General features: G+C 70.7%; 21 protein-coding genes and 1 tRNA gene. 13 read left to right on the top strand and 9 right to left on the bottom strand.

The window, feature by feature from the left end; all coding sequences use genetic code 11:
- Window positions 1-144: 144 nt before the first annotated feature.
- Together ACNQOV_RS10020 and ACNQOV_RS10015 are read right to left on the bottom strand one after the other, a co-directional pair.
- A complete protein-coding gene (locus tag ACNQOV_RS10020) occupies window positions 145-825 on the bottom strand; it encodes a response regulator transcription factor (RefSeq protein ID WP_022906624.1) in 681 nt (226 codons plus the stop codon).
- Window positions 822-1985: a sensor histidine kinase gene (locus ACNQOV_RS10015; protein ID WP_022906625.1), complete on the bottom strand. Its 1164-nt coding sequence runs from the start codon at window positions 1983-1985 to the stop codon at window positions 822-824. Before ACNQOV_RS10015 ends, ACNQOV_RS10020 begins: the two co-directional genes overlap by 4 nt.
- Before the next feature lie 156 nt (window positions 1986-2141).
- On the opposite strand from ACNQOV_RS10015, the gene phoU reads away from it, so the two are divergent.
- Together phoU and ACNQOV_RS10005 are read left to right on the top strand one after the other, a co-directional pair.
- On the top strand, window positions 2142-2813 hold the full coding sequence (phoU, locus tag ACNQOV_RS10010) for a phosphate signaling complex protein PhoU (RefSeq protein ID WP_022906626.1): 672 nt from the start codon (window positions 2142-2144) through the stop codon (window positions 2811-2813).
- A 130-nt stretch (window positions 2814-2943) separates the two neighbouring features.
- Window positions 2944-3492 (top strand): AAA family ATPase, encoded by a 549-nt coding sequence (locus ACNQOV_RS10005; RefSeq protein ID WP_022906627.1) that lies wholly within the window; start codon window positions 2944-2946, stop codon window positions 3490-3492.
- A gap of 57 nt (window positions 3493-3549) precedes the next feature.
- On the opposite strand, the gene ACNQOV_RS10000 is transcribed toward ACNQOV_RS10005, so the two are convergent.
- Window positions 3550-4296: a phosphoglyceromutase gene (locus tag ACNQOV_RS10000; RefSeq protein WP_022906628.1), complete on the bottom strand. Its 747-nt coding sequence runs from the start codon at window positions 4294-4296 to the stop codon at window positions 3550-3552.
- A gap of 56 nt (window positions 4297-4352) precedes the next feature.
- On the opposite strand from ACNQOV_RS10000, the gene ACNQOV_RS09995 reads away from it, so the two are divergent.
- The gene (locus tag ACNQOV_RS09995) at window positions 4353-5126 is read left to right on the top strand and encodes a methylase (protein ID WP_031261953.1); all 774 of its coding nucleotides are present in this window, start codon (window positions 4353-4355) and stop codon (window positions 5124-5126) included.
- Window positions 5127-5265: 139 nt separating this feature from the next.
- On the opposite strand, the gene ACNQOV_RS09990 is transcribed toward ACNQOV_RS09995, so the two are convergent.
- The 3 genes from ACNQOV_RS09990 to ACNQOV_RS09980 form a co-directional block, all read right to left on the bottom strand.
- Window positions 5266-6351, bottom strand: coding sequence for a YgfZ/GcvT domain-containing protein (locus ACNQOV_RS09990; protein ID WP_416394370.1), 1086 nt, complete (start codon window positions 6349-6351; stop codon window positions 5266-5268).
- The gene (locus ACNQOV_RS09985) at window positions 6351-6953 is read right to left on the bottom strand and encodes an FABP family protein (RefSeq protein WP_022906631.1); all 603 of its coding nucleotides are present in this window, start codon (window positions 6951-6953) and stop codon (window positions 6351-6353) included. Before ACNQOV_RS09985 ends, ACNQOV_RS09990 begins: the two co-directional genes overlap by 1 nt.
- Window positions 6954-7116: 163 nt before the next feature.
- Complete coding sequence (locus ACNQOV_RS09980) at window positions 7117-7398, bottom strand: hypothetical protein (RefSeq protein WP_148286910.1); 282 nt, start codon at window positions 7396-7398, stop codon at window positions 7117-7119.
- Window positions 7399-7515: 117 nt separating this feature from the next.
- On the opposite strand from ACNQOV_RS09980, the gene ACNQOV_RS09975 reads away from it, so the two are divergent.
- From ACNQOV_RS09975 to pstB, 8 genes are all read left to right on the top strand, one after another.
- Window positions 7516-8199, top strand: a complete 684-nt coding sequence (locus tag ACNQOV_RS09975) for a winged helix-turn-helix domain-containing protein (RefSeq protein WP_022906634.1) — start codon at window positions 7516-7518, stop codon at window positions 8197-8199.
- On the top strand, window positions 8199-9002 hold the full coding sequence (mshD, locus tag ACNQOV_RS09970) for a mycothiol synthase (RefSeq protein ID WP_416394368.1): 804 nt from the start codon (window positions 8199-8201) through the stop codon (window positions 9000-9002). The genes ACNQOV_RS09975 and mshD overlap by 1 nt, the downstream gene beginning before the upstream one ends.
- 91 nt (window positions 9003-9093) lie before the next feature.
- Window positions 9094-11259: an RNA degradosome polyphosphate kinase gene (locus ACNQOV_RS09965; protein ID WP_402267020.1), complete on the top strand. Its 2166-nt coding sequence runs from the start codon at window positions 9094-9096 to the stop codon at window positions 11257-11259.
- Window positions 11256-12203 carry an NUDIX hydrolase gene (locus ACNQOV_RS09960; RefSeq protein WP_416394367.1) on the top strand — a complete coding sequence of 316 codons (948 nt, stop codon included), beginning with the start codon at window positions 11256-11258 and terminating at the stop codon, window positions 12201-12203. Before ACNQOV_RS09965 ends, ACNQOV_RS09960 begins: the two co-directional genes overlap by 4 nt.
- Before the next feature lie 265 nt (window positions 12204-12468).
- The gene (locus tag ACNQOV_RS09955; protein WP_022906638.1) at window positions 12469-13578 is read left to right on the top strand and encodes a phosphate ABC transporter substrate-binding protein PstS; all 1110 of its coding nucleotides are present in this window, start codon (window positions 12469-12471) and stop codon (window positions 13576-13578) included.
- A 144-nt stretch (window positions 13579-13722) separates the two neighbouring features.
- Window positions 13723-14670: a phosphate ABC transporter permease subunit PstC gene (gene pstC, locus ACNQOV_RS09950; RefSeq protein ID WP_416394365.1), complete on the top strand. Its 948-nt coding sequence runs from the start codon at window positions 13723-13725 to the stop codon at window positions 14668-14670.
- Window positions 14671-14683: 13 nt separating this feature from the next.
- Window positions 14684-15769 (top strand): phosphate ABC transporter permease PstA, encoded by a 1086-nt coding sequence (gene pstA, locus ACNQOV_RS09945; RefSeq protein WP_416394364.1) that lies wholly within the window; start codon window positions 14684-14686, stop codon window positions 15767-15769.
- A 31-nt stretch (window positions 15770-15800) separates the two neighbouring features.
- Window positions 15801-16580 carry a phosphate ABC transporter ATP-binding protein PstB gene (gene pstB, locus ACNQOV_RS09940; protein WP_416394363.1) on the top strand — a complete coding sequence of 260 codons (780 nt, stop codon included), beginning with the start codon at window positions 15801-15803 and terminating at the stop codon, window positions 16578-16580.
- A 483-nt stretch (window positions 16581-17063) separates the two neighbouring features.
- Here the strand turns inward: pstB and ACNQOV_RS09935 are convergent, their stop codons facing one another.
- The 3 genes from ACNQOV_RS09935 to ACNQOV_RS09925 form a co-directional block, all read right to left on the bottom strand.
- Window positions 17064-17945 carry an anti-sigma factor domain-containing protein gene (locus ACNQOV_RS09935; RefSeq protein WP_416394361.1) on the bottom strand — a complete coding sequence of 294 codons (882 nt, stop codon included), beginning with the start codon at window positions 17943-17945 and terminating at the stop codon, window positions 17064-17066.
- Complete coding sequence (gene sigK, locus ACNQOV_RS09930) at window positions 17942-18541, bottom strand: ECF RNA polymerase sigma factor SigK (RefSeq protein WP_022906643.1); 600 nt, start codon at window positions 18539-18541, stop codon at window positions 17942-17944. Before sigK ends, ACNQOV_RS09935 begins: the two co-directional genes overlap by 4 nt.
- 614 nt (window positions 18542-19155) lie before the next feature.
- Window positions 19156-19785: a hypothetical protein gene (locus tag ACNQOV_RS09925; RefSeq protein ID WP_022906644.1), complete on the bottom strand. Its 630-nt coding sequence runs from the start codon at window positions 19783-19785 to the stop codon at window positions 19156-19158.
- 125 nt (window positions 19786-19910) lie between these two features.
- Here ACNQOV_RS09925 and ACNQOV_RS09920 point away from each other — a divergent pair, with 125 nt between their 5' ends.
- Both ACNQOV_RS09920 and ACNQOV_RS09915 read left to right on the top strand, forming a co-directional pair.
- The gene (locus ACNQOV_RS09920; protein ID WP_022906645.1) at window positions 19911-20072 is read left to right on the top strand and encodes a hypothetical protein; all 162 of its coding nucleotides are present in this window, start codon (window positions 19911-19913) and stop codon (window positions 20070-20072) included.
- A 52-nt stretch (window positions 20073-20124) separates the two neighbouring features.
- A tRNA-Lys gene (locus tag ACNQOV_RS09915) sits at window positions 20125-20197 on the top strand.
- Window positions 20198-20299 lie beyond the last annotated feature (102 nt).

Raw genomic sequence — 20299 nt, 5'->3', positions numbered from 1 at the left:
CCCCCCGGGGGGGTCGTCCCCCCCGGGCCCCCCGCGGGGCACCCCGCCCCCGCCCCGGTGGGGGCCCCCCCCCCCCCGGGGGGGGGGGGGGGGGTGCCGGTGCCCCGCCCCCCGCGCCTCCAGTGCGTCAGCCGACGCGACGCGTCAGCCCTCGATGCGGTAGCCGAGCCCGCGGACCGTCACCAGGATCTCCGGGGCGCTCGGGACGCGCTCGATCTTCGACCGGATGCGCTTGATGTGCACGTCGAGGGTCTTGGTGTCCCCGAAGTAGTCCGACCCCCACACCCGGTCGATGAGCTGCCCGCGGGTGAGCACGCGCCCGGCATTGCGGAGGAGCAGCTCGAGGAGCTCGAACTCCTTGAGCGGCATCGGCGTCTCCGAGCCGTCCACCGCCACGGTGTGTCGTTCGACGTCCATCCGGATGCCCCCGACCTGCAGGATGCCGCTGTCCGCCGGGTCGTCCTCGGTGCGGCGCCGCAGCACGGCACGGATGCGGGCGAGGAGCTCGCGGGTCGAGTACGGCTTCGTCACGTAGTCGTCGGCGCCGAGCTCCAGCCCGACGACGATGTCCACCTCGGAGTCCTTCGCGGTGAGCATGATGATGGGGATGTTCGACCGGGTCCGGATCTGGCGGCAGACCTCGGTGCCGGACAGCCCCGGCAGCATCAGGTCGAGCAGCACCAGGTCGGGGTTCTCCGCGTCGAACTTCGACAGCGCGGTCACGCCGTCCGCAGCGACGGAGGTGTCGTACCCCTCGCGCTGCAGCAGGAACTCCAGGGGCTCGCTCAGGGCCGGCTCGTCGTCGACGATGAGGATCTTGGTCACGATGGCTGCTCTTCCAGTTGCTCTTCGAGTGCTGTGGTCAGTTCGGGGTCCGCCTCGGGCAGGCGGATGGTGAAGGTCGAGCCCTTGCCGGGCTGCGACCAGACGCGCACGTCCCCGCCGTGGTTGCCGACGACATGCTTCACGATGGCGAGGCCGAGCCCCGTGCCGCCCGTGGCACGGGAGCGGGCGGGGTCGACCCGGTAGAACCGCTCGAACACCCGGTCGAGGTCCGCCTCGGGGATGCCGACGCCCTGGTCGGTGACCGCGATCTCGACGAACCCCTTGGTCGACCGGACGCCGACGCCGACGCGGGTGTGGTCCGGCGAGTACTTGACCGCGTTGGCGATGAGGTTCGACACCGCGATCTGCAGCAGGGCGGGGTCGCCCATCACGCGCAGCTTCGACTTCTTCGCCCGGACGAGTTCGATGTCCCGTGCGCGGGCGACGATCTCGTTGGCGTCGACCGCGGCCTGCACGATGCGGTCGATCGACGTCTCCTCGCTGTTCTCGAGCGTGTCGACGGACTGCAGCCGCGAGAGTTCGATGATGTCCTTCGTGAGGGCTGCCAGCCGTTCCGACTCGGTGACGAGCTGCGCGGCGAACTTCCGGACGTGCTGCGGTTCGTCGGCCGCGGCGACGAGGGTCTCGGAGAGCAGCCCGATCGCGCCGATCGGGGTCTTCAGCTCGTGCGAGATGTTCGCGACGAAGTCCCGCCGGACCTCGTCGATGCGGCGGGTCTCGGTGAGGTCGTCGGCGGTGACGAGCACGTAGCGGTTGCCGAGCTGCGCCGCGCGGAAGCTGAGGTAGCCGATCTGGTCGCTGTTCCGACGCGGGAGCTCGAGGTCCTCGGCGCTCATCTCACCGCTCCGGCGCACCCGGTCGACGAGGTCGACGAGTTCCCGGTGCACGAGCTTGCGCCGCACGACCAGCCCGACCGTGAGCGCCTGCGGCGACGCCGCGACGACCGTGTTCGAGGGGTCGACCACCACGGCCGGGTTGTGCATCGTGGCGATGACCGCGGCGACGCCGTCGGGCAGGGTGCGTTCCGCCACGTCGGCAGCACGAGCCGTGCGCTCGGCGGTGATGATCAGCACCACGACGCCCGCTCCGAAGACCCCGCCGAGGAGCATCGACAGTGGCACCAGCCACGCGTTGTCCATGCCGTCAGTGTAGGGATGGTCACACGCGGTTCCGACCCCGTTCACCCGCGTCCGGCGTGGTTCCCGGTCCGGATCGCGAAGCGTTCAGCCGGACGTCACCGTTCGTTCACCTGACCTGACGACACTCGACCGGTACGCAGAGAGAGGTACTCCCCCATGCGCGAAGTCTTCCAGCAGGAACTCCAGGACGTCCAGGAGCGACTGACCGAGATCGCCGGGCTCGTCGAGTCCGCCATCACCCGAGCCACGCAGTCGTTCAGCGAGTCCGACGTGGCCCTCGCCGAGGAGGTGATCGCCGACGACGCCAAGATCGACGAGGCGGCGAACAGCCTCGACGAGATCGCGATCGACATCCTCGCCCGTCAGGCCCCCGTCGCCCGTGACCTGCGCGTCGTCGTCACCGCCCTCCGCGTCAGCTCGTCGCTCGAGCGCATGGGCGACATGGCCGAGCACATCGCCCAGCTCACCCGCCAGCGCTTCCCCGAGAAGGTCGTCCCGAAGGGCCTCCGCGGCACCTTCAAGAAGATGGGCCAGCTCGACGTCGCGATGGCGCAGAAGCTCACGCGCCTGCTCGCCACCGAGGACATCGCCCTCGCCGGGGAGATCCGCGACGAGGACGACGCCATCGACGAGCTGCACGCGAGCGTGTTCGACTTCGTGCTCGGCGAGACCTGGAAGGGCGCGCCGATCGACACGGTCGACGCCACCCTCGCCTCGCGCTACCACGAGCGGTTCGCCGACCACGCGGTGTCGATCGCCAAGAAGGTCGAGTACCTGGCGACGGGTGACTGGGCCGGCGCGTCCTCGGTGACGGTGTCGCCCGCCTGACCCGACGCTGCGGCGTCACCGAGCCGGACGGACCACACGGTCCGCCCGGCTCGCTGCGTTCCGCCGGCTCGCCGCGTTCCGCCGGCCCGATGCGTTCCGCTCGCTCGCTGCGTTCTGCGAGGATCGAGGCATGGCACAGGTCGCGATCGTCGTCAACGGGATGCCCGGTTCGGGCAAGAGCACGATCGGGGCGGCGCTGGCCGAGGTGCTCGGCTGCCCGTTCCTGTCGAAGGACCGGATCAAGGAGCCCCTCGCCGACCTCGTCGGCCCGATGATCGCCTCGCGTCCGCTCGGCGGCATCGCGATGGACACGATGTGGTCGATGGCGGACGCGGTCGAGAACGGGGTCGTCCTCGACGCCGTCTGGCTGCCCTCGCGTGACCGTGCCCTCCTGGAGGCGCGGCTCGCCTCCGCCGGGTCACCGCGCGCCGTCGAGGTGTGGTGCGACACCGACCGCGCCACCGCCGAGGAGCGGCTGCGGGACCGCTACGACCCGGGCACCGTGCCGGTGCGCCACGAGGTGCACGGTGACCTCGCCGGCGTGCTCGCGTTCTGGGACGAGCACGGCGCCACGGCCGGGCCGGTCGGGCTGCCCGGCGTCCCCGTGGTCCGCGTGGACACGACGAAGCCGTACGACGTCGGCGCACTGGTGCAGGAGATCGCGTCGCACTTCGTGTGAGCGGACGAGACGACGAACGCCCCGCCTGGTGACCAGGCGGGGCGTTCGGACGCACTGCTACTTCTTGGCGCCCTGGGCGGCCACGGCCGCAGCACCCGCCGCGGCGGCCTCGGGGTCGAGGTAGTACGCCGGCTTCGTCGGACGGAAGTCGTCGTCGAGCTCGTACACGAGCGGGATGCCCGTCGGGATGTTGAGGCCCGCGATGTCCTCGTCGGAGATGCCGTCGAGGTGCTTCACGAGCGCGCGGAGCGAGTTGCCGTGCGCCGTGACGAGGACGGTGCCGCCGTCGGCGAGGTCCTTCGTGATGTCCGACTCCCAGTAGGGCAGCAGGCGCTCGATCACGAGCTTCAGCGACTCGGTGCGGGGCAGCTGGTCGCCGAGGTCGGCGTAGCGGCGGTCCCCGAACTGCGACCACTCGGCGTCGTCGGCGATGGGGGGCGGCGGCACGTCGAACGAGCGGCGCCACTCCATGAACTGCTGCTCGCCGTACTGCTCGAGCGTCTGGGCCTTGTCCTTGCCCTGCAGGTCGCCGTAGTGGCGCTCGTTGAGGCGCCAGTCGCGCTTCACGGGCAGCCACGCCAGGTCGGCCTGGAGCAGCGCGATGTCCGCCGTCTGGATCGCACGGGTGAGGAGCGAGGTGTACAGGACGTCGGGGACGATGCCGGACTCGGCGATGAGGTCGCCGGCGCGCTTCGCCTCCTTCTCGCCCAGCTCGCTGAGCCGGACGTCGACCCAACCGGTGAACAGGTTCTTCTGGTTCCAGTCACTGTTGCCGTGACGGAGCAGGACGAGCGTGGAGGTCATGCCCCGAGTCTACCGAGCGCCGTGCGCCCGTTCCGCGGCCCCGTACCCTGGTGGGCATGCCCATCGGGAACGTGACGCGCGGGACGACCGGGTACAACCGGCTCCGCCGCGTCGACCGGTGGATCGCCACGCTGCCGGCCCTCCGCCGGAGCACGGACCCGCTCGTCGCGGACGTCGGGTACGGGGCGTCGCCGACGACGACCCTCGAGCTCCGGGACCGCCTGGCCGCCGTCCGCCCCGACGTCGAGGTCACCGGCATCGAGATCGAACCGGCCCGGGTCGCGCTCGCGAACGCCGGCACCCGGGACGGCGTGACGTTCCGGCTCGGCGGCTTCGAGACGCCGACACCCGGGGGCCGCCGCCCCGCCGTGATCCGGGCCTTCAACGTGCTGCGGCAGTACGACGAGTCCCAGGTCGAGGCGTCCTGGCGGATCATGCAGGACCGGCTGCAGCCCGGCGGCGCACTCGTCGAGGGGACCTGCAACGAGGTCGGACGGGTGGCGTCCTGGGTGACGCTCGACGACGTCGCGCCGCAGACCTTCACGGTGTCGCTCCGCCTCGCCGGACTCGACGTGCCCTCGGTCGTGGCCGAGCGGCTGCCGAAGGCCCTCATCCACCGGAACGTGCCGGGTGAGCGGGTGCACGCGTTCGTCGGCGACCTCGACCTGGCGTGGGCGGTCGCCGCACCGCTCGGCACGTACGGCCCCCGGCAGCGGTGGATCGCGACCGTCCGGGGCATGCGGGACCGGGGGTGGCCGGTGCTGCACGGGGTGACGCGGTGGCGACTCGGGGAGCTCAGCGTGCCCTGGGCCGCGGTGGCCCCGGCCTGACCGCCCGGCGCAGCCGCGGCCGCGGCCGATGCCCGCGCCCCCGAGACTCGGCCGGGCGGACAGTTTCGCGGCCCAGGCCGCGCGAACGTGTCCGCGGAGCCGAGACTCGGCGCGGCCCGCCGCGATCCGCGAGCCGCGGCTAGGAGCGGCGGACGGCGCCGAGCCGGGGCAGCCGCGGCACGTCCGCGGTGGCGCCGGCGCCCGGGGGCACGATGACCTCCTGCGTCGCGGCCACGACCACGTCGTCGGCGGTGAGCGTCAGCGTGGCCGCCGGGTCGAGGGAGCGCTTCACGACCGCGAGCGCGATCGGCCCCAGCTCGTGGTGGATGCCCGACGCGCTCACGCGCCCGACCTCCTTCTCGCTGGCGACGACCGGCGTCCCCGGAGCCGGCAGCACGCCGTCGGACCCGTCGAGGTGCAGCATCACGACCCGGCGCGGCGGGTGGCCGAGGTTGTGGACCTTGGCGACGGTCTCCTGCCCCCGGTAGCAGCCCTTCGACAGGTGCACGGCGGAGCGGAGCCAGTCGAGCTCGTGCGGGATCGTGCGCTCGTCGACGTCGGCGAGCGAGGGGCGCCAGGCGGCGATCCGCAGGGCCTCGTACGCGAGGAGCCCCGCGACGGGTCCGTCGGACGCGGCGATCCGGTCGGCGGTGCCGGGGGTGACCACGGCGATGCGGAGGGTCCAGTCGGAGGCGGGGTGCGCCTCCTGGACGGCGTAGCCCCACCCGCCGGGCGTGACCGACGCCCACGGGTCGACCCACTCGACGAGCGGGGTCTCGGGCAGCTCGGTCGGGGCGAACGGCGCGGTGTCGCCGAACCACCCGATCGTCGCGAACTCGGCGGAGCGGTCGGCGACCTCGACGCGCAGCATGAACCGCATCGAGTCGAGCCAGGCGGCGAGCGGCCGAGCGTCTGCGGGCTCGGTCAGCAGCCACGCCACCGAGCCGTCGTCGACGACGCGTGCCGCGTGCTCGACGCGACCGGACTGGTCGAGGACGAGCGTCTCGGTGCTCGCCCCGACGGACAGGCCGGTCAGCAGCTGCGACGTGATCGAGTTGAGCCACGACAGGCGGTCCGGACCGGTCACGGTCACCACGCCGAGGCCGAGCTCGACGACGGCGCGACCACGGGCCAGCAACCGCTGCTCGCCGAGCGGGTTGCCGAAGTGCGCGGCGGGGCCCGCGTCCGTCGCCACGAAGCCGGCGCGACCGGCGAAGGCGGACATCAGTCGACCTTCGCGAGCTGCCCCGATGCGTGCGAGGTCAGCTCCTTGCCGAGCGCGGCGATGTCCCACGCCCAGAAGAGCTTGCCCTCGACCAGACCGTAGAGCCGGGTCGCCGCGGAGTAGTCCTTGGCGTTCGGCGAGCGCATCACGGCGTCGGTGGCGAGGTCGATCCGGCCCTTGCGGACCCGTCCGACGTAGAGCTCGTTGACGCCGGTGGGGTGGATGATCGCCGCCTCGACGTCGAACCCGTCGGTGGTGTTCCGCAGTGCCTCGACGCTCTCGACGGTGCCGAACGGCGTCGGCCCCTCGCCGAGGAGCATCGCCGGGCCGCGGTCACCGGGCTCGGACGGACGGTCGATCCGCCAGTAGCCCATCTCGGCCGCGAGCGGGGTGTGCTCGTCGTCGAGCAGCCACGTCGTCGACGAGTAGTTGAGGTACGGCAGTCCGTCGTGGCTGAAGCTCACGCGCTGGCCGAACTCGTACTTCCGGGGCTCGGCTTCGTCGCCGACCGGGTACTCGACCACGCCGGTGCCCTCCCAGACGCCGACGAGCCACGACAGCGGGACGAGTTCGGGCGCGAGACCTTCGGGCAGTTCGATCAACGCTGACCCTTGAACAGCTTCACGACGACGGTCACCGAGACGAACGCGATCGCGAGCGACGCGAGGCCGAGCAGGCCCACGTAGAAGAGCTCGAGCGCAAGCAGCGAATCCATGCCCCGAGTCTACGCGGCACGCCTGACGACGCCAGCCGTCGGGCGGCGGGTCACCGGGTCAGCAGCAGGACCGCGGTGACGAGCACGACGACGAAGGCCCCCGACGACGCGATGCTGATCCGCTCGACCAGCCCGTCCTTCGTCGCGGTGATGAGCTGCAGCACGAAGCTGACCAGCACGCACAGCACGAACACGAGGAGCAGCCAGGCGAACGAGTCCTTCTCGGTCAGCGTGAGCACGAGCACGGCCCCGACGATCGCGAGCAGCCAGACCGGCAGGACGGACGTCAGCCGGAGGCGGCGCTGGTCGGTGGGCTGCACGGGCTCGGTCACGCGCCCCATCATGACAGGACCGCCGCGGGAACGCCCGTCCCGACCGTCCGGCCGGGAAGGGGGCTTCCCGAGCATCACTAGGATGTGTGCACGACTCCCCCACGCCCTGGAGGTCCTGTGGCCCAGCTCCTGGTACTCACCTCAGCCGCGCCCGGCGACGTCCTGCCGAGCCTCGGTCTGCTGAGCCACCGGATCCGCCACGTCCCCGCCGAGGCCGCCCAGCTCGTCAACGCCCCGCAGAGCGACCTCATGTTCGTGGACGCCCGGACGGACCTGGCGAGCGCCAAGGCCCTCTGCAAGATCCTCGCGACGAGCGGCTCGACCACGCCGATCATCCTGGTCGTCACCGAAGGTGGCCTGACCGCGGTCAACAGCGAGTGGAACGTCGACGACGTCGTGCTCGAGACCGCGGGCCCCGCCGAGGTCGACGCCCGCATCCGCCTGACCGCCGGTCGCGCCTCGAAGAACCAGACCGGGTCGAAGATCCAGGCGTCCGGTGTCGTCATCGACGAGGCGAGCTACTCGGCCAAGGTGCGCGGCCGGCCGCTCGACCTGACGTTCAAGGAGTTCGAGCTCCTGCGCTTCTTCGCCACGCACCCGTCGCGGGTGTTCACCCGCGAGCAGCTCCTCAGCGAGGTGTGGGGGTACGACTACTTCGGCGGCACCCGCACGGTCGACGTGCACGTGCGACGGCTCCGCGCGAAGCTCGGGGACCTCGAGTCCCTGATCGGCACGGTGCGCAACGTCGGCTACCGCTTCAACGTCTACGACGACGAGGCCGACCGGCTCGCGGGCCAGTAGTGGTCGACCTCTCGCGCTTCGCCGTCCCGGGTGAGGCACCGCCGTTCTCCGACCAGACCCTGGTCGACGTGCGCGCCGGTCGCGCGAGCGTGCTCGGCGACGAGCGCGGGGTCGCCGTGGTGCGCGACGGCGAGCTGGAGCTCGTGGTCGCCCAGGAGGCGCGGGGGCACGGCCTCGGGACCGCCCTCGCCCGGCAGGCGCTCACCCCGGGCGGCGGGGCCGCGGCGCCCCGGCTCGCGTGGGCACACGGGGACCACCCCGCCGCGCGGGCGCTCGCGTCGCGGTTCGGCTGGACGGCGGTCCGGACGCTCCTGCAGCTCCGGGCACCGATCGCGTCGGTCGCCCCGGACCCGGCGGTGCCCGACGGCTACACCCTGTCGGCGTTCCGCGCGGGCGACCCGGGTGACGAGGCCGACTGGCTCGCGCTCAACGCCGCCGCGTTCGCCCACCACCCGGAACAGGGCCGGATGACGCTCGAGGACCTGCGCGCCCGCGAGGCGGACGACTGGTTCTCGGGCGACGACCTGCTCCTGCTCCGCGACGACTCCGGCGCCCTGGCGGGGTCGTGCTGGCTCAAGGTCGAGGACGGCATCGGTGAGTTCTACGCCGTCGCCGTCCGGCCCGACCTGCAGGGACAGCGGCTCGGCGGCGTCCTGATGCGCGCCGGGACCGCTCGTCTGACCGGTCGTGGGCTCACCGCCGCCGCGCTCTACGTCGAGGGCGACAACGAACCAGCGCTCGCGCTCTACCGGCGGTCCGGGTTCACGCAGCACGCGATCGACGTGCAGTACGCCGCGGGCTGAGTCCGAGCGCGCACCACGTCGTTCACCGCGGGTTTCCACAGCGTCCACGTGGGGCCCTCCCGGCGCAGGGGTCGGGTGGCAGGATGTGGGCATGGACACCGAACCGCAGCTCGACGGCGACTCCGTCGCACCGGACCTCGACGACTTCGACGAGGTCGTCGAGATCGAGCACGAGTCGCTGCCCACCGACCGCTACTTCGACCGCGAGCTCAGCTGGCTCCGGTTCAACCAGCGGGTCCTCGAACTCGGTGAGGACCGCACGCAGCCGCTGCTCGAGCGCGCGAACTTCCTGGCGATCTTCGCGTCGAACCTCGACGAGTTCTTCATGGTCCGGGTCGCCGGCCTGAAGCGCCGCATCGACACCGGCATCGCCGTCCCGACCAACGTCGGCCGGGCACCGAGCGACGTCCTGCGCGACATCGCGACGAAGGCGCACGAGCTGCAGGACCGTCACGCGCAGGCGTTCATCGGGTCCCTCAAGCCGGACCTCGACGCCGCGGGCATCCACGTCGAGCACTGGTCCGACCTCGACGAGGCCGACCGGCTCCGGATGCGCGAGTACTTCAACGAGCAGATCTTCCCGGTGCTCATGCCGCTCGCGGTGGACCCGGCGCACCCCTTCCCCTACATCTCCGGGCTGTCGCTCAACCTCGCGGTCCGCGTGCGGAACCCGAAGTCGCAGCGGCAGGAGTTCGCCCGCCTCAAGGTGCCGCAGAACTTCTCGCGGTTCATCAAGCTGCCGGACGACGACTCGGGACTGCTGCGGTTCATCCCGCTCGAGGACCTCATCGCGAACCACCTCGACGACCTCTTCCCCGGGATGGAGGTGCTCGAGCACCACGTGTTCCGGGTCACCCGCAACGAGGACGTCGAGATCGAGGAGGACGAGGCCGAGAACCTCATCCAGGCCCTCGAGCGCGAGCTGCTCCGTCGTCGGTTCGGACCGCCCATCCGCCTCGAGATCACCGAGGACATGGACCCGGTGACGCTCGACCTGCTCGTGCGCGAACTCGACATCACCGAACAAGAGGTCTTCCGCCTCCCCTCGCCGCTCGATCTCGGCGGGCTGTTCGAGATCGCGAAGATCGCCCGTCCGGACCTGCACTACCCGAAGCACGTGCCGACGACCCCGGTGCAGTTCCAGCCGGGCGAACCGAACACGAAGCCGGACCTCTTCCGCGCCATCGCGGCGAAGGACGTGCTCGTGCACCACCCGTACGAGTCCTTCGCGACGAGCGTGCAGGCGTTCCTCGAGCAGGCCGCGGCCGACCCGAACGTCCTCGCGATCAAGCAGACGCTGTACCGCACCTCCGGCGACAGCCCCATCGTGGAAGCGCTCATCGACGCGGCCGCCGCGGGCAAGCAGGTGCTCGCCCTCGTCGAGATCAAGGCGCGCTTCGACGAGCAGAACAACATCACGTGGGCCCGCAAGCTCGAGAAGGCCGGCGTGCACGTCGTGTACGGCCTGGTCGGGCTGAAGACGCACTCGAAGCTCGTGCTCGTCATCCGGCAGGAGGGCGGCACGCTCAAGCACTACAGCCACATCGGGACGGGCAACTACAACCCGAAGACCTCGCGCATCTACGAGGACATGGGGCTGTTCACGTCGGACGACGTCGTGGGCAAGGACCTGACGCGCCTGTTCAACGAGCTGTCGGGCTACGCGATCGAGAAGAAGTTCAAGCGCCTGCTCGTCGCGCCGCTGCACCTGCGGAAGGGGCTGCTCAAGCGCATCCAGACCGAGGCGGACAACGCTCGGGCCGGCAAGCCCTCCGGGATCCGGATCAAGGTCAACTCGATGGTCGACGAGCAGATCATCGACGCGCTGTACCTGGCCAGCCAGGCCGGCGTGCCGGTGGACGTCTGGGTGCGCGGCATCTGCTCGCTCAAGCCCGGCATGGAAGGCGTCAGCGACACCATCCGGGTGCGCAGCGTCGTCGGTCGGTACCTCGAGCACTCGCGGGCGTTCGCGTTCCACAACGGCGGCGACCCGGCCGTGCTCATCGGCTCGGCGGACATGATGCACCGCAACCTCGACCGCCGCGTCGAGGCCCTCGTGCGGCTGTCGGACCCGGCGCACGTGAACGAGGTCCACGAGATGTTCGACCTCGCGATGGCGGACACGACGAGCTCGTGGCACCTCGAGTCGGACGGCGAGTGGACGCGCCACTCGACGGACGACGACGGCCGACCGCTCGACGACGTGCAGAATGTCCTCATGCGGAAGATCTCGGCGCGGAAGCGCTCCACTCGGTGAGCGGCGGCTCCCAAGGGCCGGTCGTCGCTGCGGGTGCCGTCGTCTGGCGCGAGCAGGACGGCATCCCGCTCGTGCTGCTCATCCACCGTGACCACCACAAGGACGTCTCGTTCCCCAAGGGCAAGGTCGACCCGGGTGAGAGCGTCCCGACGACCGCCGTGCGCGAGATCGTCGAGGAGACCGGGTACCGCGTGCACCTCGGTGCACCCCTGGGCACGGCCGAGTACGTGCTGCCGAGCGGCCGCGACAAGGTCGTGCACTACTGGTCCGCCCGGGTGCCCTCCAAGGAGTACGAGCGCGCCGGCAGGTTCCACCCGAACGACGAGGTCGCCGCGATCGAGTGGGTCACCCTCGACGACGCCCGCCACCGGCTGACCTACGACCGTGACGTCGCCATCCTCGACCGGTTCGCGGACCGCGTCGCCGCGGGGCACCACCGCACCTTCGCACTCATCGCCCTGCGGCACGCCAAGACGGTGCCCGGCTCGGACTGGAACGGCCCGGACGCCACCCGTCCGCTGCTGCCCGTCGGCAGGTCGCAGGCGAAGTCGGTCGCGTCGCCGGTGGCCGCGTTCGGTCCGAAGAAGATCGTCAGCAGCACCGCCGCCCGGTGCCTCGCGACGGTCGAACCGCTCTCCGACCGCACGCACCTCGGGGTGTCGAGCACGCCGGACATCAGCCAGGACGCACACGACCACGGTGCGGCCAACGTCAAGGGCGTCGTGCAGAAGCGGCTCGACAAGGCGAAGACCACCGTCCTGTGCTCGCACGGTCCCGTGCTGCCCGACATCATCGCCCGCATCGCGACCGCGACGGCCGACGACAGCGGCCGCTTCGACCTCCGCCGGGCCGCCATGCTCTCGGTGGGCGACTTCTCGGTGATGCACATCGCCGACGGCACGCTCGTGGCCGTCGAGACGCACCGCAACCCCGTCCCCGCGTAGGCCGGACGCCGGGGCCGAGCCGCGCCTCCCGGCTCCTGGGGTGCATGCGCATGCATGCGCCCGTTCTCGGCGCGCCGTTCCCGATCCTGCACCCGCCACGGGCTCGGCGCACGTCGCCCCGTCCGGGACAACCCCTCGTTCACCTCCCGTTCACCAGGGCGGGTGATCCCCGTCACCTCGTGTCCCTACAGTCGCTCCCGGGTCAGCACCGGCCCACGGGACCAGCAGCGGTCCCACCTGCACTGACATTCCCGAAGGGACCCCTGTGAACATCAAGCGAATCGGTACGGTCGCGGCAATCGCGATCGCCGGCGCGGTCGTGCTCTCCTCGTGCGCGGCGAACGAGGGCGCGAGCACCAGCCCGTCCTCCAGCTCCAGCTCCGGCACCGACTACTCGAAGCTCTCGGGCACGCTGACGGGCTCGGGCTCGTCCGCACAGCAGACCGCGCAGGCCACCTGGACCGCCGGCTTCCAGAACGTCGCCTCGGGCGTCACGGTCAACTACTCGCCCGACGGTTCGGGCGCCGGCCGCAAGAACTTCATCTCGGGTGCCGCGGACTTCGCCGGCTCCGACGCCGCGCTGAGCGACGAGGAGCTCTCGGGCTCGTTCGCCGCCTGCGCCGCGGACTCGAAGGCCATCGACATCCCGGTCTACATCTCCCCGATCGCGATCGCCTACAAGGTCGACGGCGTCAAGGACCTCACGCTCGACGCGAAGACCATCGCGGGCATCTTCTCCGGCAAGATCACGAAGTGGAACGACTCTGAGATCACCGCGCTCAACAAGGACGCGACGCTCCCGGACGCGAACATCACCGTCGTGCACCGCTCGGACGACTCGGGCACCACCGAGAACTTCTCGGAGTACCTCGACGCGAACGCGAAGGACGTCTGGGGTAAGGACCCGAGCCAGACCTTCCCGTACCAGGTCGGTGACGCCGCCGCGAAGACCTCGGGTGTCGCCTCCTCGATGGCCAGCGCCTCGAACGCCATCACCTACATCGACGACTCCGGCGCCGGTGACCTCGACAAGGCCAAGCTCATGGTCGGCGACAAGGCCACCACGATCTCGGCCGAGGGTGCTGCCACCGTCGTCGCCGACTCGAAGACCGTCGAGGGCCGCGCGGACAACGACCTCGCGATCGACATCAACCGCACCGACACCGCCGACAACGCGTGGCCGCTCGTGCTCGTCTCCTACGCCATCGCGTGCCAGGAGTACAAGGACTCGGCGAAGGGTGAGCTCGTGAAGGGCTACCTCGACTACGTCGTCTCGAAGGACGCGCAGGACGCCGCCGCGAAGGAGGCCAAGTCGGCCGCCCTCTCGACCGACCTGTCGGAGAAGGCCGCCAAGGCCGTCGCCTCCATCAAGTAAGGCACCCTGAGCGCCCGGACGCCGGTCCCACCCACTCGACCGGCGTCCGGGCACTCGCCCGTCCACTCGGGGAACCGAGCGCGACACCGCAGCACCGGACACCCGACCTCCCGCCTCCCCCGGCGTACCTCCGACAGGAGCCCCATGACGACCGCACCGGCCCAGCCAGGGGCCACCGTCACCCCCAAGCCGAAGCCCGTCGTCCGCATCGGCGACCGCGTCTTCTCCGCCGCCTCGGTCATCTCCGGCGGTCTCATCCTCTTCGTCCTGATCCTCGTCGCCGCGTTCCTCGTGTGGCAGAGCCTCCCGGCCTTCAGCGCCAAGGTCGGCGAGCTCCCCAACGGCGCGACGAACTTCTGGGACTTCGTCGGTCCGCTCGTGTTCGGCACGATCTGGTCCGCGCTCATCGCGCTCGTGATCGCCGTGCCGCTCGCGCTCGGCATCGCCCTCTTCATCTCGCACTACGCGCCCCGTCGTCTGGCGCCGGTCCTCGGCTACGTCATCGACCTGCTCGCCGCGGTGCCGTCGGTCGTCTACGGCCTGTGGGGCATCGTGGTCCTCGCGCCGTTCGTGAAGCCGTTCTACGTCTTCCTCAACACCTACTTCGGCTGGTTCCCGCTCTTCTCCGGTCAGGTGACCGGGACGGGCCGCACGATCCTCACCGCGTCGATCGTGCTCGCCGTGATGGCGATCCCGATCATGACCGCCGTGATGCGTGAGATCTTCCTGCAGGCGCCGACCCTCAACGAGGAGGCCGCCCTGGCCCTCGGCGCCACCCGCTGGGAGATGATCCGTCTGTCGGTGCTGCCGTTCGCCAAGTCCGGCATCGTGTCCGCGATCATGCTCGGTCTCGGCCGCGCGCTCGGCGAGACGATGGCGGTCGCGCTGGTGCTGTCGGTATCGACGAACGTGACCTTCCAGGTCCTCATCGCGCAGAACCCCTCGACGATCGCGGCGAACATCGCCCTGCAGTTCGCCGAGGCGTCCGGCACGGCCCTGAACGCCCTCATCGCGACGGGCCTGATCCTCTTCGTCATCACCCTGGTCATCAACATGCTCGCGCGGTACATCGTCCGCAAGCGAGTGAGCTGAGAGGTCCGCCCCGATGTCCCTCGCCATCCGTCAGTCCGGAGTGTCCGGCAACGTCTACGCCACCGGCAAGCTGCACAAGTCCGTGCCGTGGCTGCTCCTCGTCGGCTCCTGGGTCGCCCTGATCCTCGTGTTCGCCCTCCTCAACGCCGGCGGCGCGGTCAAGGACTTCAACGTCGTCGCCGCGGTGTTCCTCGGCACGGTCCTGTTCGACGTCCTCATCGTCGTGGTCTCGCGCATCGTCGAGGGTGGCCGCCAGGCGGTCGACCGGCTCGTCACCTCGCTCGTCGTCACGGCGTTCGTCATCGCGGTGCTGCCGCTGGTGTCGCTGCTGTGGACGGTGCTCGGCGACGGCCTCGCCCGGTTCGACGGGCAGTTCTTCTCGTACTCGATGCGCGGGGTCATCTCCGAGGGCGGCGGCGCCATCCACGCGCTCGTCGGCACGCTCGAGATCACGCTGTTCGCCGCGCTCATCTCGGTGCCGATCGGTCTGCTCACCTCCATCTACCTGGTCGAGTACGGCAAGGGCGTCCTCGCGAAGGGCATCACCTTCTTCGTCGACGTGATGACGGGCATCCCCTCGATCGTCGCCGGTCTCTTCGCGTACTCGCTGTTCGCGCTCTTCCTCGGTCCGGGTGCCCGCTTCGGCCTGGTCGGCTCCGTCGCCCTCTCGGTGCTGATGATCCCGATCGTCGTGCGCTCCACCGAGGAGGTCCTGAAGATCGTCCCGATGGAGCTCCGCGAGGCCTCGTACGCACTGGGCGTCCCGAAGTACCTGACGATCCTCAAGGTCGTGCTGCCCACGTCGCTCGCCGGCATCACCACGGGCGTCATGCTCTCGATCGCCCGCGTCATCGGCGAGACCGCTCCCCTGCTCGTCACGGCGGGGTTCACGGCGAGCCTGAACTACGACCTGTTCAAGGACCCGATGATGACCCTGCCGGTGTTCGCGTACACGCAGTACTCGCAGCAGGGCGCCAACCCGGTGCCGTTCGTCGACCGGGCGTGGACCGCCGCGCTCGTGCTCATCCTCATCGTGATGCTGCTCAACCTGCTCGCACGCTTCATCACGCGCCTGTTCGCCCCCAAGCTCCCGCGCTGACCCGCGGATCCACCCACCCCGAAGGAACACAGTGTCCAAGCGCATCGAGGTCGACGGCCTCAACGTCTACTACTCGAAGTTCAAGGCGGTCGAGGGCGTCGACATGACGATCGAGCCCCGCACCGTGACCGCGTTCATCGGCCCGTCCGGCTGCGGCAAGTCCACCTTCCTCCGCACCCTCAACCGCATGCACGAGGTCATCCCCGGCGCCTACGTCGAGGGCTCCGTCAAGATCGACGGCGACGACCTGTACGGCGCGGGCGTCGACCCGGTGCTCGTCCGTCGGCAGGTCGGCATGGTCTTCCAGCGCCCGAACCCGTTCCCGACGATGTCCATCAAGGACAACGTGCTCGCCGGCGTGAAGCTGAACAACAAGCGACTCTCCCGCTCCGAGGCCGACGAGATCGTCGAGCGCTCCCTGCAGGGCGCGAACCTCTGGAACGAGGTCAAGGACCGCCTCGAGAAGCCCGGCATGGGCCTGTCCGGCGGGCAGCAGCAGCGTCTCTGCATCGCCCGTGCGATCGCGGTGCAGCCCGACGTGCTCCTCATGGACGAGCCGTGCTCGGCGCTCGACCCGATCTCGACCCTCGCGATCGAGGACCTCATCGAGGAGCTGAAGAAGGAGTACACGATCGTGATCGTGACCCACAACATGCAGCAGGCCTCGCGCGTCAGCGACAAGACGGCGTTCTTCAACATCGCGGGCACCGGTGCGCCGGGCAAGCTCATCGAGTTCGACGACACCGCCACGATGTTCTCGAACCCGTCCGTCCAGGCCACCGAGGACTACGTCTCCGGCCGCTTCGGTTGATCGACCGCCCCCGTTCACGACGGCCCCGTCGGACTCCGGTCCGGCGGGGCCCTCGCCGTTCCACGTCGTTCCTTCCCAGGACGCGCGCGATGGGATGAGGAAACGGGCGTACCTGGTGAGAAGTTTCGAGCAGGTACGCCCGCTTGGGTCAGGTACGCCCGCTTGGGTCAGGTACGCCCGCTTGGGTCAGGTACGCCCGTTTCGGTCAGGTACGCCCGCTTCCGTCAGGTACGCCCGCTTCGGTCAGGTACGCCCGCTTCGGCACGGGTGACGGGGCGGTGTGCGCTGCGGGGGCGGGCGGCGGACGGGAGGCGCGGCCTGCTCCCGCCCCGCCGCCTCCGCCCGTGACCGGGCACGCTGGCACGTTCCTTCCCAGGACGGCCGCGATGGAATGAGGAAACGGGCGTACCTGGTCAGAAGTTCTGACCAGGTACGCCCGTTTCGACCAGGTACGCCCTCGCGGGCACGCCCAGGGCGCCCGGGTCAGGCCGGGGTGGTCGGGACCGCCATGATCGGGGTCGTCGTCGGCTGCTCCGAGCCGCCGGCGGGCTCCACCGTCATGCCGATCGTCACACCGTGCGAGAGCGTCCCGGTGAGGACCGCCGAGTGCACACCGGTGGACACGTGGTCCATCAGGCCGGCCGCGTTGATCTTGCCGCCGGTGCCCTCGGAGCCGATGTACCAGAGCTCGTAGGTCTTGCCCTCCGGAGCCGCGGGGACCCCGTCGAGGATGACCGCGGACTTGCCGACCTCGTTCGACCAGACGACCGTGGCCGTCCCGCCGCCCGAGACCTTCGCCGTGGTGCGCTTGAAGTCCGACGCGGCGTAGATGCGGTCGAGTCCGCCGGACGCCTGCGTCGTCCCCGGACCGGGCTGGTTCGAGGGAGCGAAGGTCGTGCCGACGCCGAGTCCGACGCCGAGGAAGACCACGGCGACGGCCGCTGCGGCGGACAGTGCCGTTGCCGGACGCTGGAACCACCGGCGGCGAGCCTTGTCCGAAGCCGCACCACCGGTGGAGGTGCGGGTCGAGGCGGGGGCGAACCGCGCCTCCTGGCCGGCGTCGTCGACCGTGGTCGTCGTGGCCGGAGTGCTCGTGGCCGACGCAACGGACTGCGGGGCGACCGGAGCAGCCTGCGGGGTCGTCGCGATCTGGGCCATCAGGGACGCCTTGAGCGACGAGGGCGGCTCGATCGGGGTCACCGCGTAGGCGAGCTGCAGCGCGGTCTCGCGCAGCGAGTCCGTCTCGGCCTGCAGCTCCGGCGCGGTCGAGAGCGCGGAGTCGAACAGTGCTCGCTCCTCGTCCGACAGTGCATCGAGGGCATGCGAACCGGTCAGCAGTGCCGGGTCGTCGTGTCGTTCGGTCATGATGTCACCCCCATCTCGTCGCGGAGTCTGATCATCCCGTCACGGAGACGGGTCTTGACGGTGCCGATCGGGACACCGAGGTGGTCGGCCATCTCGCTGTGCGAGTAGCCGCCGTAGTAGGCGAGTTGCACGGCCTGGCGCTGGAACTCGGTGAGCTTCGCGAGCGCCCGGCTGACGCGTTCGTGTTCGATCCGGATCTCGACCGACTCGGACACCTGGTCGAAGCCGGCCTCGAAGTCGCGGATGCCGATCTTCGTGTCGCGGTCGTGCGACGCCTGCGAGGCCCGCACCCGGTCGACCGCTCGGCGGTGGGCCATGGTGAGGATCCAGCTCGCTGCCGTACCGCGCTTGCGGTCGTAGCGGGTGGCCTGCTGCCAGACCTCGAGGAAGACCTCTTGCGTGACCTCTTCGGACTGTGCACGGTCCCGGAGGAGCCGAGTCACGAGCCCCAGCACGCGTCCGGAGAGGACGTCGTACAGGTCGGAGAAGGCTGCCTGGTCGCCGGTCGCCACGCGGGCGAGGAGGTCGTCTGGGGACGCCTGAGCCGGCTCGGTCGAACTCCAGCTCTCGGTGTCGCTATCCACGATGGCAAGCATTGCAGGTTTCCCTCCTCTCGGTTGCGATCTGGCTGTGAGTTGTGGGCCGCGACCCGACCACGCGCTCGGGTCGCGTGGTCGGGTCAGCGGTCGGTCGAGCGCGAGGGCCCGCGTGACCCGCAGGGAATTGACCGCCAGGGAGCGGACCGGGTCGCACGGGACCCTCGCTGTCGTGGCCGGCTCATCACCTGCCACGGTGATGATTCGGCACCCTCGCCCGAGCGGATTGGAGCGGTTCTCACCCCTCGTTCCCGGGGCACGCCCGAGCGCGGATCTGTCCACCGAGAGTGAACAGGGCCACGAGCACAGCGAGCGTCTCGTAGACTCGGTGTCGCCGGGCCGCAGCAAGCCCCGGGCTCCAAAATTCGCCGCTTCGAGCGGCCTCGCGCCGAGAGGCGCTTCTGCGGCCCGGTTCTTCCGTGCCTGGAGTCGGGCGTCGCGGGTGGCGTCGTCGGCCCGGGCGCTCTCGCGGCTCGCGGCCGGTCGCGTTGCTGGCCGGTCGCTCGGCCGGCCGGTCGTGTTGCTGGCTGGTCGCGTTGCTGGCCGGGAGGCGCGGTGCTGGCTGGTCGCGTTGCTGGCCGGGAGGCGCGGTGCGCGCCCGCCCCGCTGGCCGCTCAGTCCAGGCTGTCGCGGCGCCAGAGCGACGCCGCCTCGGTGAGGTCGGCCGCCAGTTCCGACAGGCGGAGCGCGCGGGTCGTGAGCTCCGACGCACGGGCGCCCGCCGTCAGGTCTGCGTCGTCCGCGACGGCCGTCGCTCCGGCCGCGGTGAGTCGGCAGAACGCGGCGCCCCGGTCGAGCGCCACCGCGAGGTCCCCGGTGTAGAGCCCGTGCAGGATGCGGTCCGCCAGGGTGAGGATCTCCGCCGGACCGGTCGGCTGCTCTGCCCCGGCGACGGCCTGGTCGATCGTCCCGATCCGTTCCGTGCCCCGTTCGAAGAGGTACGCGATCTCCTCGGGGTTCTGCCGGATCACCGTGCGGACGAGGTAGATCCGCCACAGCGCGCCGGGGAGCGTGTGCGCCCCCACCCGTGCCCACAGCTCGGCGATGGCGTCGATGCCGTGCACGTCCGTGTAGGTCACCAGGCGCTCGACGACCGCCGGGTCCGGATCCTGCCGCACGCGGTGGAGCAGGGCGTTCGCGGTCTCGTGCGCGACACGGTTGACCACGGCGGGGTCCTCGCCGCCCTGGATCGCGGCGAACTCCTGGTCGGTGAAGTGGACGGGACGGTGGTGATCGCGAGGCACCGCGTCAGTGTAGGCACGGTCGGCGACGTGCCCGGGCGTCGTTCGCCCAGAACGCAACGCCTCCGCCGCGCGTACCGTGACTGACCGGGAGGCGCTCCTCCCGCACGCGAAGGAAGAGGACTCCCATGAACCCCCTGCTCATCATCCTGGCCGTGATCGCGGTCGTCCTGCTGTTCGTCGGTGGCTTCACCGCGAGCCTGAAGTTCCTGCTCTGGGTCGGCATCGTGCTGCTCATCGTCGCGGTGGTCCTGTGGCTGCTGCGGACGCTCACCGGACGCCGCGGCTGACCCGCCCACCCGGTTCTTCCCAGAGGCCCTCACCCGCTAGCCTTGCGGGTGAGGGCCTCTAGCTCAGTTGGTAGAGCACCGGACTTTTAATCCGAGGGTCGTGGGTTCGAGCCCCACGGGGCCCACACCCTCCCGAACGCCGGCTTTTCATCCGAGGGTCGTGGGTTCGAGCCCCACGGGGCCCACACCCTCCCGGCCGCCGGCTTTTCACCCGAGGGTCGTGGGTT

Source organism: Curtobacterium sp. LFS084 (genome assembly GCF_047977705.1).
In the GTDB taxonomy this organism is placed as follows: domain Bacteria; phylum Actinomycetota; class Actinomycetes; order Actinomycetales; family Microbacteriaceae; genus Curtobacterium.
Note: the sequence above shows the minus strand (reverse complement) of the source record. Positions and strands in the feature narration are given on the sequence as shown.